The sequence below is a fragment of the Desulfofundulus salinus genome (genome assembly GCF_003627965.1).
Lineage (GTDB): Bacteria > Bacillota > Desulfotomaculia > Desulfotomaculales > Desulfovirgulaceae > Desulfofundulus > Desulfofundulus salinus.
In genome coordinates this window covers 26158-38075 of record NZ_RBWE01000001.1, presented here as the reverse complement: position 1 = coordinate 38075, position 11918 = coordinate 26158, and the positions used below count along the sequence as shown (strand labels likewise).

Below are 11918 nucleotides of genomic sequence, written 5' to 3'. Positions count from 1 at the left end.
GTACGGGTTGCCATAAAGCAACTACGGGCCCGGGCAAAGGCGCCCCCCCGCAGCGCAGAAAAACACTGCCTTCGAGGGGCGTCTTTCTTTTTACCGGGCCGCTTTTAAACGCCAGCCCGCACGGGTTTTACGGGAGGGAGAAAGTCATTATGTGCGGAATCACCGGCTGGATAGACTGGGAAGAGGATCTAACCCGGCAAAAAACCGTACTCGAGGACATGGCGGCAACCCTGGCCTGCCGCGGGCCCGACGCCGCCGGGGTGTGGCTGTCTCCCCGGGCCGCCCTGGCCCACCGCCGCCTGATCGTGGTTGATCCCGCGGGCGGAGGGCAGCCCATGATCCGCCGGCGGGGGGAGCGAAGGTACATCATCACCTACAATGGAGAACTATATAATACCCCCGAACTGCGCCAGGAGCTGGAAGCCCGGGGTTATCGTTTCCAGGGCCACTCGGATACAGAGGTGCTGCTCACGGCATTTATGGAGTGGGGCAAAGAATGCGTGCCGCGCTTGAACGGTATTTTCGCCTTTGCCATCTGGGATGAAGAGGAGCAAAGCCTGTTCATGGCCCGGGACCGGCTGGGAGTAAAACCCCTTTTTTATACCCAGAGGGGTAGCGCTTTTATCTTTGGCTCAGAATTGAAGGCACTCCTGGCCCACCCGGGCGTACAACCGGAGGTGGACGCTGAAGGTCTGGCCGAAATCTTTGTTTTGGGTCCCGGACGCACCCCGGGACACGGCGTTTTCCGGGGAGTAAAGGAGCTGAGGCCCGGCCACTGCCTGGTTTACGACCACCGGGGTATGCACATTTACCGGTACTGGGCCCTGGAAAGCCATCCCCATCTGGACGACCTGGACACCACTGCCGATAAGGTAGGCTGGCTTTTGCAGGATGCGGTCCGGCGGCAGCTGGTGGCTGATGTGCCCGTCTGCACTCTGCTTTCCGGCGGCCTCGACTCCAGCGCCATTTCAGCCTTTGCCGCGGCTGCCTTCCAAAAAAATGGTACGGGGCAACTTCGTACCTTTTCGGTGGACTATGTGGATAACGACCGTCACTTCCGGCCCAATCAATTTGAGCCCGATTCCGATGCCCGGTGGGTAGGACAGGTGTCTCATTTTCTGGGCACCCACCACCGGACCGTATTGATCGACGCGCCACAGCTGGTGGAGGCGCTAAGCGCTGCCGTGCAAGCCCGGGATTTGCCCGGTATGGCCGATGTGGACGCTTCCCTTCTGCTCTTCTGCCGGGAGGTCAAAAAAGAAGCCACCGTAGCCCTGTCCGGCGAGTGCGCCGACGAAATTTTCGGCGGCTATCCCTGGTTCCGGAGGGAGGATGCCCTGGCCGCCCAAACCTTCCCCTGGGCGCTTATTACTGGAGAGCGGACCCGTTTGTTGTCACCGGAACTGCTGGCAATGATCCGCCCGGAGGAATACGTGGCGCAACGCTACCGGGATACCCTGGCCGAAGTACCGCGCCTTCCGGGGGAAAACCCCCGTGAAGCACGCATACGTGAAATGTTTTACCTGAATCTTAACTGGTTTATGGCTACGCTCCTGGACCGTAAAGACCGCATGAGTATGGCCACTGGACTGGAGGTACGGGTCCCCTTTTGCGATCACCGTCTGGTGGAATACGCCTGGAACATTCCCTGGGAGATGAAAAGCTGCGGGGGCGTGGAAAAAGGTATCTTACGCCGGGCGCTGGCGGGGGTGTTGCCACAGGAGGTGCTCCTGCGGCGCAAAAGCCCTTACCCCAAGACCCATCACCCGGCCTATTTTGAGGCCGTCCGCCGGTGGCTCCTGGATATTCTGGACGACCCCGCCTCCCCCCTGCTGCCCTTTATAGACGTTGAGGCCGTGCGCCAGTTTGCCCGGCTGGATGCGCCTGCCATGAACATGCCCTGGTACGGCCAGCTGATGAGGGGGCCGCAGCTCCTGGCCTACCTCATTCAAATTGACACCTGGCTCAGGGAGTACCGGGTGGTGGTGCGGTAGCTATTGTAATGTCATAGACACGGCGTTGTCCGCGCAGCAACGGCAAAAAATTTAAGCCCCGTGCTTTGTTCACGGGGCTTAAAGATTGGTGACCCCAGCGGGATTCGAACCCGCGTTACCGCCGTGAAAGGGCGGTGTCTTAGGCCGCTTGACCATGGGGCCATGGTGAGCCATGGTGGACTCGAACCACCGACACCCTGATTAAAAGTCAGGTGCTCTACCAGCTGAGCTAATGGCTCACAAGAGCGTTACCGGTAGATATGATACTATAGATGGACACCGGTGTCAACACAAAATTTATGGTTTGTTTGTTGCATGGCCAGAGTGTCGTTCAAAAAGTTAGCGATTTAATGGTGGCGATTTCCATGTTATTGAGGCAGGCGGTGACCACAACGCACCGCCTGCCTCATATTTTTCCACCGGGCAAAGGGAAATTAGAATACCTCCCGGGTAATAATGGTTTCCTCCCGCCCGGGGCCGACGCCAATAATGGCTATGGGAACGCCCACCAGCTCGGTGATGCGCTCCAGGTACCGCCGGGCACTGGCGGGCAGGTCCTCATAACGCCGGGCCCGGCTGATGTCTTCCTGCCAGCCGGGCCACTCCTCGTAAACCGGCTCGCAGGCCGCCAGCACCTTGAGGGTGGCCGGAAACTCGGTTAAGATTTCCCCCTTGTAGCGGTAGGCGGTGCACAGGCGGATGGTCTCCAAACCGGTAAGTACGTCCAGCTTGGTGATGGCCAGGTAGTCCAGGCCGTTGATCCGCACCGCATAACGGGCCACCACGGCGTCAAACCAGCCGCAGCGGCGCGGCCGGCCGGTGGTGGTGCCAAATTCCCCACCCCGGGTGCGGATATGGTCCCCCAGGGCATCTTTTAGCTCCGTGGGGAAGGGGCCTTCACCCACCCTGGTGACATAGGCCTTGGCCACACCCATCACCCGGTCAATGCGGGTGGGACCGATACCCGCACCGATGCAGGCCCCGGCGGCCACGGGATGGGACGAGGTTACGTAGGGGTAAGTACCGTGATCTACGTCCAGGAGGGTCCCCTGGGCGCCTTCAAAAAGAACCTTTTTGCCCTGCTCAATGGCTTCGCTGACGATAACGGACACATCGGCCACGAAAGGTTTCAACCGCCGGCCATAGCCCAAATAGGCGGGAAGAATTTCCTCCAGCTTCAGTTCCGCGCTGTGGTAAATCTCCCGGAAGAGCTGGTTCTTGTTCTCCAGATTTCGTGCCAGTAGACCCGGAAATTCTTCCTCATCCACCAGCTCGCCCATGCGAATGCCCACCCGGGCAATTTTATCGGTGTAGGCGGGACCGATGCCCCGGCAGGTAGTGCCGATGCGCCAGGCACCCTTTTTTTCTTCCTCGCACTTGTCCTGCTGCCGGTGGTAGGGGAGGATGACATGGGCCCGGGGACTGATGCGCAGGTTGGCCGTGGAAATCCCCCGGGCGGCCAGGTGATCCAGCTCGCTCAGGAGGACCTCGGGATCAACCACCACACCGTTTCCAATTAAGCACAGTTTATCGGGGTACAGGATGCCCGAAGGAACCAGGTGCAGCTTGAACTGCTGGCCCGCTACAACCACCGTGTGGCCAGCATTGTTGCCACCCTGGTAGCGCACAATGAGGTCGGCCTTTTCGGCGAGAAAGTCTGTGATCTTGCCCTTCCCCTCGTCTCCCCACTGGGCACCCACCAGCACTAGCGTTGACATGCTCTAATTATCCCCCCACTTTTTCAGGATCTCCCGCGCCGCCACAATCCCGGACACCGACGCCTGGGCCAGACCTCTGGTTACTCCTGCCCCGTCTCCGGCGGCAAAGAGATTCTGCACCTGGGTTTCCAACCCCTGGGTCAGGGCCAGACGGGAAGAATAAAATTTCACTTCCACCCCGTAAAGGAGGGTGTAACGGGAATAGATTCCCGGCGCGACTTCGTCCATGGCTTTCAACATTTCCACAATGGCCACCAGATGCCGGTAAGGAAAGACCAGGCTCAGGTCTCCCGGCGTGGCCTTAGTCAGGGTGGGAACGGTGAGGCACTTGCGCATCCTTTCTTCCGTGCTCCGCCTCCCGGCCAGGAGGTCGCCCAGCCGCTGGACGATAACCCCGCCGCCCAGCAGGTTGGCCAGGCTGGCAATATACTTGCCGTAGGCAATGGGCTCTTTAAAGGGCTCGGTGAAGGTTTTGCTAACCAGAACCGCAAAGTTGGTATTCCCGGTTTTACGGTAGGCATGGGTGTGGCCGTTGACGGTTACCAGGCCGTCGTTATTCTCCATGACCACCTCACCGTAGGGGTTCATACAAAAGGTGCGCACCTTATCGTCAAAGGCCCGGGAATAATAAATGAACTTGGCTTCATAGAAGACCCGGGTCAGGGGTTCCATCACCGGCGCCGGCACTTCCACCCGCACGCCGATATCCACCGGGTTGACCACCGTGGTCAGTCCCAGCATCTGGGCCTGCCTGGCCAGCCACTCGGCTCCTTCCCGCCCGGGGGCAAGAACCACATGGCGGCCGTAAATGATTTCTCCCCCGGTGGTAATTATGCCCCGTACTTGATTATTTTCTGCCAGGATGGACTCCACCGGGTAAGAGGTGCGGATTTCCACTCCCGCGGCCAGCAGGTATTGTTTCATGCGGGCCAGGATCTCCTGGCACCGGCCGGTACCCAGATGGCGAATGGCCACGGGAATCAGTTTAAGTTCCGCCTGGGCGGCCCGGTGCTGAAACTCTTCGATGGCTTCCGCATGCTCCAGGCCGTAAACCATTTCCGGCGCCCCAAATTCCCGGTAGATTCTGTCCACATAATCAATTAGCTCGCCAAGAGCATCTTCCCCAATATACTGCTCCAGGCTACCCCCAATTTCTGTGGATAGGGTCAGCTTACCGTCGCTGAAGGCTCCAGCACCACCCCAGCCGCAGATGGTGGAGCAAGGGTTGCAGTGAAAACAGGCGTTATTCTTTTCTCTGGAGGGACATTTACGCTGTTCCAAATCCCGCCCTTTTTCCAGCATAAGGATTTTTAAACCGCCTTTTTGCCTGACCAGCTCCAGGGCAGTAAAAATGCCGGCGGGACCTGCACCGACAATTATCACGTCGTAAACCTGTTCCATTTTTAATCCCTCCCTTAGCTACCCCCGGGCATGTTCGTTTTTTCACCACTCAGAGCATAAAAAGAATCTAACTGCCCGGGGCACCATGCCAAACATACTGATTTTAGCAAAGCTTACAGTGAAATGTCAAGTACGCCCTCTTTTTTAATGTGATCCGTCTGTGATATTGTCAGGGTAAAATCCGTCAGTGAAAATGTCAGTATGAAGGAGATGGTTACCCTGTCGCAGACGGAACTGAAGCGGATGCTGGTTTTGCAGCGGGTTCTGGAAGGTCAGATTTCAACCTTTGAAGCTGCCCTGGTATTAGTCTTTGTTGCATGTTCCCCGGAGCCGCCCCGTCGGCATTTTTAACTTAACCACGTGAGGGGTGGCTGTCAAGACCGCCGCCTTATTAAAAACCAGGAGTGACATTTTCTTAGCCCAGATGAATGAGATAAGTAATGTGTCTGAGTGACATTTTCACTGACGAATTTCACTGACAAAGTCACTGACGCTTGACAGTACGCCCTCTTTTTTAAGCTTGACGCCTTACCCGGGCTGCTCACCCGTAAGCTATTTTATCATATTAACGCTCCTCTTCTTTGGCCAGGTTCATGAACCGCGTGAATTCCTTTAAGAAGGCTAGCTCCACCAGCCCGGTGGGGCCGTTTCTTTGTTTGGCCACAATAATTTCCGCTATGCCCCGTTTTTCCGTATCGGGCCGGTAGTACTCATCGCGGTAAATAAACATGACCACATCCGCGTCCTGTTCGAGCGACCCACTTTCGCGCAAATCGGACATGATCGGTCTTTTGTCCTGCCGCTGTTCCACCGACCGGCTGAGCTGGGCCAGGGCCAGCACGGGCACGTTCAGGTCTTTGGCCACACCTTTCAGGGAACGGGAGATTTCCGCTATCTCCTGCTGACGGTTTTCTACCCGGCGGCTGCCCTGCATTAACTGCAGGTAATCAATCAAGATCAACCCCAGGCCCTTTTCCGCCTGCAGCCGGCGGGCCTTGGCCCGCAGCTGGCGGGGTGAGAGGATGGCCGTATCGTCTATGTACAGGGGGGCCCTGGCCAGGCGGGCTGCCGCCTGGGTAAGGCGGGCCCAGTCCTCCGCGGATAAATAGCCGCTGCGCACCTTTTGCTGGTCCACCATGGCCTCTGCGCAAAGCATCCGCTGCACCAGCTGGGCCCGGGACATCTCTAAGCTAAAGACGGCCACCGGCACCTGGTGCTGCAGGGCCACCTGGTGGGCGATGGTGAGGCCCAGGCTGGTTTTGCCCATGGCCGGCCGGCCGGCTATGATGATAAGGTCCCCGGGCTGAAAGCCGCAGAGCAGCCGGTCCAGATCGGTAAAACCGCTGGCAATGCCGCTGACCTTTCCCTTATTGCGGTAGCGCTCTTCGATGTACTCGAAAATTTGCTGCAGTATTTCTTTTATGGAAACAAACAGGCCGGCAGAACGGCGGGCAGCCAGTTCCAGGATCATCCTTTCGGCCTCGTCCATCAGCCGCTCCACGTCTTCGCTGCCCTCGTAGCCCAGGCCCGCGATCCTTTCGGCCACTTCTATTAACTGGCGCAGGATGGCCTTTTCCTCGACAATGCGGGCATAGTATTCCACATTGGCTGCGGTAGGAACCACGTTGGCCAGGGAGGCCACATAGGTAACCCCGCCGATGAGTTCCAGGAGCTTTTTTTCCTGCAGGTAGTTTGTCACGGTGAGCAGATCCACCGGCTCGCCCGCTTCATCCAGGGCGAGAATGGCCTCATATATTTTCCGGTGGGCCTCCAGGTAAAAGTCCTCGGGCTTTAGCAACCGGGCCACCCGGGGTATGGCTTCCCGGTCCAGGAACAGGGCCCCCAGCACCGATTGTTCCGCATCTATGTTTTGCGGCGGTCTTTTTTCACTCACAGTCCTTCACCTGTATAACTAACTGGCTATCTGGTGAAAATATGCTCCAGCATTTCCTCCACCGTGGCAACCGGAATGACTTCTACCCCCTGCAGACCGGCCGGGACGTCGCTTTTGTTTTCCGCGGGGATAATCACCCGGCGCATCCCGGCCTGGCGGGCACCGTAAATTTTTTCAACGATGCCACCCACGCCCCGGATGCGCCCCTGAATGGACAACTCCCCGGTAATGGCCACGTCCTGGGGAATTGGCCTTTCCTGGATGGCGCTTAAAATGGCCAGAAAGATGGCCGCACCGGCGGAAGGGCCGTCAATGCGCCCTCCCCCGACCACATTAATGTGTACGTCGTAGCTGGCCAGGTCCTCGCCGGTAATTTTGCGCATCACCGAAGCGGCGTTAAAAACAGAGTCCCTGGCCATGCTCCCTGCCGTATCGTTAAAGCGGATGGTACCCTGGCCCTGGTTGCGGGCCGGAAAGGTCACCGCCTCAATTTCCAGTACGGAGCCCACAAAGCCTATTACCCCCAGGCCAAAAACCTTGCCTACCTCCATTTCCGGGCAGGCCTTGTGGAGGACGTAGGGGCTCAGGCGGCTGGCTTGAATTACCTCGTAGACGTCCTGTAAAGTGATGCCTTCTTCCCCCACTTCTCCCCCGCCCCGGTAGCAGGCCAGGCCGTAAGCATCGGCCAGGATGCCAATGGCCTTTCGCCCTTCAATGGTGTACTGGCTGATCACCTGGGGCACCTGCTCGTCCATCCGCACCCCCAGTTTTTCTGCTGCCTGCCTGATGATGCGCTCGATGTCCTGCGGTGTCAGGGGTTCAAAATAAACCTCCGCGCAGCGGGAACGGATGGCCGGGTTAATTTCCTCCGGTTCCCTGGTGGTGGCCCCTATTAAAATGAAGTCCGCTGGCGCCCCTTCCTCAAAAAGCTTGCGCACGTACTGGGGCACCGCGGGATCATGGGGATCGTAATAGGGAGAATCAAAAAATACCCTTTTATCCTCCAGCACCTTCAGCAGCTTGGTTTGCAGCACGGGATCCATTTCACCAATTTCATCAATGAAAAGAACACCCCCGTGGGCCTCGGTAACCAGGCCCAGCTTGGGCTCGGGTACGCCGCTGTCGGCTAAATCCCGCCGCGCACCCTGGTAAATGGGGTCGTGCACCGAACCGAGCAGGGGATTGGTTACCTCCCGGGGATCCCACCGCAGGGCGGTGCCGTTTACTTCCACAAAGGGAGCATCCTTGGCAAAGGGGGAGCCGTTGATGTTCTTGGCCGCTTCCAAAGCCAGCCGGGCGGCGGTAGTTTTACCCACCCCGGGCGGGCCGTACAAAATAATGTGCTGGGGAAAGGGGGAGGCCAGTTTGGCCAGCAGCGCCTTCACGGCCCTTTCCTGGCCTACCAGTTCCGAAAAATCCCCCGGGCGGAGCACTTCTATTGCCGAACGGGCCAGTTTCTTCTGCTCCAGCTTCTCCAAAATGGCCAGTTTCTTCAGGGTCTGGGCATTTTCCGGGCCGGCATTTTCCTTGAGCACCTGCATTTTAATTTCTTTTACATACTCTTCGTGCCGTTGCTGCAACTTTTCACTGATTTTTTTCTCCAGTTCATCTTCCACCGTACGCCGGGCCAGGATATCGGCAATTTCCTCTTCGATCTGCTCTAAAATAGCCGGAATCTCCTCTATACAGGGCACGGTATCCAGGGTGGGATCCTCAAACACCAGCTTCTGAAGGGCCAGAACCCTGTCTTCCAGGCGCTCAGAGCGCATTAAATGCAGGACATTCAGTTTCCCGGCCCGCAAAACCAGTTTATCCGAACCATAGATGTTGGCCACCAGGCCATAGAGGGCGTTCACCTGGCGGCGAAGTTGTTCCACTCCCTTGAGCCTGGTACCGGGTTCTTCCTTGCTGCCTTTGAACTTATGCAAAAAAACTTTCATTGCCCCGGCTACTCCTTTCTACGTGCCTTGCTGCATTATTCGTAAATATTCAGTGAATCCGGTTGGATGCGGCGCTGTCCTCGCTCACTCCAGTGCTCCGCGCCGACAGCACCGCATCCTCCTCATAACGGTTTTACTGAATATTTACCATTATTCTGCGGGAACTACTGCTACCTTGACCTGTGCCTGTACGTTGGGGTGAAGTTTAACCACCAGGGTTTGTTCACCCAGCTGTTTGATGGGTTCCTTGAGCAGGATCTTTTTCTTGTCTACGGCAATCTGGTGCTGCCGTTCCAGAGCCTCGGCGATGTCCTTGCTGTTTACCGCGCCAAACAACCGGCCGCCCTCGCCGACCTTTGCCTTTACCTGTACGGTGAGCCCATCCAACCGGGCGGCCAGGTCCCTGGCCCGTGCCTCGGCCTCTTCCTTTTTTCTGGCCTCGACGGCCTTTTGCTGGGCCAGCTCCTTCATTCTCCCCGGCGAAGCCTCCACCGCCAGCCGCCGGGGTATTAAAAAGTTCCGGGCATAGCCGTCGCTTACATTCACCACGGCACCCTTGGTACCGAGATTTTTCACGTCTTCCAGCAAAATAACCTTCACTTTTCAATCCCCTCCTTTATCCCCGTGATGATTAAGATGCCTGATATTTAACAGGGAATCCACCAGACCCAGGGTGATCAGCATAATGACGGCAAAGGGCCAGTACAGCAAAAGGGCCACGGCCAGCAGGATTTTTACCGACCTGGAAAGCTGCCAGCGAGCAAAATAAAAGCTGACCACAGCCAATCCCAGGACCAGGTAAAGACAGGCACCAATGTATAAAAGGTTTTTCCCGGCAGCGGAAAAAACTTGCTTCCCCAGGGCATCGCCCCCCATGAAGAGGGCCAGTCCCAGGATCAGGATCCACACAAGGTACCAGGGAAATTGCCATTCCCTGAAAGAAGGCAGGGGCGTAACCACGTATCCCAGGCGCCGGAAAACCACCTGCCCCAGGTAATAGGTAATGAAGGTGGAAACCAGTGACCAGATGACCAGGTTGGCCGGCAGCAAAATAGCGGCCAGCTGTATCATTTCCTGGAGCAGGCGGCGCAGCTCCTCTTCCATCCCCGGCTCAATAAAGCCCTGCTGGCGGTACCACTCGAGGAGATGTTCTGCGCCCTGGTGCATCTGGGGCCCGATTACCAGGGGATTAATACCGGTAATCCAAAAGCCCAAAACAAGGGTCAGCAAGGTCAACCCGGCCGCAACCACAGCGGCTACCGCTACGGCAAGACCGGCCCGTACGTGGTTTTTAAAAAGCAGCCCCAGTAAAAGGCCCAGGGGGCCCATCTGGATGACCAGCATCAGCACGGTAACCGGCCGCCCGTAAAGCACGAACAAAAGCGCCGCCGCCACCATCAGGGCTACGGCACCGGTTTTGAGATCATGCCTCCGCACAAGCACGGCCAGGGGCAAAGGGGTAACGAGGTTGCTCAAGAGAAACAGCGGCGGCACAGAAAGACCTGAAAGGGCGATGACCACCGTCAGGCCGGCAATAAACGCCCCCTCCACCAGGGCATCATGGCGTAACCGGGAAGCCAAGGGATCACCTCTTTTTTTCTACCAGGTGGGCCAGCAGGGCGGATAGATCTCCATACCACCGTTCCATTTCGTGTCCCTCATCGATACCCTGGCGCAGTTTGGACTCCAGCTTGAGATCCATCCGGGTAAAGCTAATCCCCAGCCGGCGCCCCAGTACGTAACAGGTAATAATAATGCTGCTAAAGGCATCCAGGAGCCGTTCTTCATTACCCCGCAGCATGGCTTTGAACAAAGCAGAGAGGGAAGCCAGCAAATCTGCCTTCAACCATTCAACTACCCGTATGTTTTTGGCGATATCCGTATCCTGATGGTGATGGGGTCCGAACATGGGCTGCCCCCTTTCGTGTAATCCAGGACTAAATTCGCGAAGCGGCCCTGCTTTTCCTGCCCCCTTCACTTAACTTGGGCCTGTTATTTGCTGGCCCCGCTGGCAGGGGACCTCAAAGTTAGACGCCTTTTGATGCACAGACAGTCCCATAACATTAAAGGCAGACCCAGGGGAGGTACAAATAAATTAAGGGGAACCGGCAGTTCCCCTTCGTGTTTTACTCGGCTGTAAAAGGCAGGAGGGCTATGTTCCGTGCCCTTTTAATGGCCACGGTCAGCATCCGCTGGTGCCGGGCACAGTTCCCGGATATGCGCCGGGGTAAAATCTTACCCCGTTCGGTAATGTACTTTTTCAGCCGGGGTACATCCTTATAATCGATAATGTCTATTTTATCCACGCAGAAGTTGCAGATGCGTTTCTTGCCCCGGCGTCCCCTTTCCCTCTTCGCCAATGAATTCACCCCTTACCGCATAGCCTTTAGAAGATATTGGCGCACAAACCCCGGTCGGCAGTCGTCCATCGTCGCCGGTGCTCCTCCGTGACGGCCGCGCCCCGGATATCGTTGGGCTCAGGTAGTATGGGCTGGAGGTAGCGCCTAGAATGGTATATCGTCCTCGCTGAAGTTAACTTCGCTGTATCCACTTTCAGCCAGTGCAAAATCATTGCTCCCGGCGCCCGCAGCGGCCTGGCCCTCCCGGGGCCGGTCCAGGAAGCGCACCTGTTCGGCCACCACTTCGGCCGCTTTGCGCCGCACTCCCTGGCTGTCGTCGTAGGAGCGGATCTGCAAACGGCCTTCCACGGCCACCAACCGACCTTTGCCCAGGTACTGCGTACAAACTTCCGCCTGCTTCTGCCAGACCACGATGTCAATAAAATCAGCCTCCCGCTCCCCCTGCCGGTTGGCAAAGGGGCGGTCCACCGCTATGGTAAATCTGGCCACCGCCACACCGCTGGGCGTGTACCGCAGTTCGGGCTCCCTGACCAGGCGCCCGATTAGAATGATTTTATTGAGCATCTTTCCACCGCCTCGGTTTTATTCTCTCCCCGGCAGGGCAGGCCGGT

10 protein-coding genes and 2 tRNA genes are annotated in these 11918 nt (G+C 57.5%); 1 reads left to right on the top strand and 11 read right to left on the bottom strand.

Annotated features, from left to right (window positions below; translation table 11 throughout):
• Window positions 1-149: 149 nt before the first annotated feature.
• Window positions 150-1994, top strand: a complete 1845-nt coding sequence (asnB, locus tag D7024_RS00205) for an asparagine synthase (glutamine-hydrolyzing) (protein WP_121450017.1) — start codon at window positions 150-152, stop codon at window positions 1992-1994.
• A gap of 86 nt (window positions 1995-2080) precedes the next feature.
• Here the strand turns inward: asnB and D7024_RS00200 are convergent.
• From D7024_RS00200 to D7024_RS00150, 11 genes are all read right to left on the bottom strand, one after another.
• A tRNA-Glu gene (locus D7024_RS00200) sits at window positions 2081-2156 on the bottom strand.
• 1 nt (window position 2157) lies between these two features.
• Window positions 2158-2233 (bottom strand) — tRNA-Lys (locus tag D7024_RS00195).
• Window positions 2234-2428: 195 nt separating this feature from the next.
• Window positions 2429-3712 carry an adenylosuccinate synthase gene (locus tag D7024_RS00190; RefSeq protein WP_121450016.1) on the bottom strand — a complete coding sequence of 428 codons (1284 nt, stop codon included), beginning with the start codon at window positions 3710-3712 and terminating at the stop codon, window positions 2429-2431.
• A gap of 3 nt (window positions 3713-3715) precedes the next feature.
• Window positions 3716-5113 carry an NAD(P)/FAD-dependent oxidoreductase gene (locus D7024_RS00185; RefSeq protein WP_121450015.1) on the bottom strand — a complete coding sequence of 466 codons (1398 nt, stop codon included), beginning with the start codon at window positions 5111-5113 and terminating at the stop codon, window positions 3716-3718.
• Between the two features lie 565 nt (window positions 5114-5678).
• Window positions 5679-7007 carry a replicative DNA helicase gene (gene dnaB, locus D7024_RS00180; protein ID WP_121450014.1) on the bottom strand — a complete coding sequence of 443 codons (1329 nt, stop codon included), beginning with the start codon at window positions 7005-7007 and terminating at the stop codon, window positions 5679-5681.
• A gap of 26 nt (window positions 7008-7033) precedes the next feature.
• The gene (gene lonC, locus D7024_RS00175) at window positions 7034-8947 is read right to left on the bottom strand and encodes a Lon family ATP-dependent protease (RefSeq protein ID WP_121450013.1); all 1914 of its coding nucleotides are present in this window, start codon (window positions 8945-8947) and stop codon (window positions 7034-7036) included.
• 150 nt (window positions 8948-9097) lie between these two features.
• Window positions 9098-9547, bottom strand: coding sequence for a 50S ribosomal protein L9 (gene rplI, locus D7024_RS00170; protein WP_121450012.1), 450 nt, complete (start codon window positions 9545-9547; stop codon window positions 9098-9100).
• 3 nt (window positions 9548-9550) lie between these two features.
• Window positions 9551-10528: a YybS family protein gene (locus D7024_RS00165; RefSeq protein ID WP_121450011.1), complete on the bottom strand. Its 978-nt coding sequence runs from the start codon at window positions 10526-10528 to the stop codon at window positions 9551-9553.
• A 4-nt stretch (window positions 10529-10532) separates the two neighbouring features.
• Window positions 10533-10856, bottom strand: a complete 324-nt coding sequence (locus tag D7024_RS00160) for a MazG-like family protein (protein WP_121450010.1) — start codon at window positions 10854-10856, stop codon at window positions 10533-10535.
• Between the two features lie 217 nt (window positions 10857-11073).
• Complete coding sequence (rpsR, locus tag D7024_RS00155; protein WP_013824528.1) at window positions 11074-11307, bottom strand: 30S ribosomal protein S18; 234 nt, start codon at window positions 11305-11307, stop codon at window positions 11074-11076.
• A 144-nt stretch (window positions 11308-11451) separates the two neighbouring features.
• Complete coding sequence (locus tag D7024_RS00150) at window positions 11452-11871, bottom strand: single-stranded DNA-binding protein (RefSeq protein WP_121450009.1); 420 nt, start codon at window positions 11869-11871, stop codon at window positions 11452-11454.
• Window positions 11872-11918: the final 47 nt, after the last annotated feature.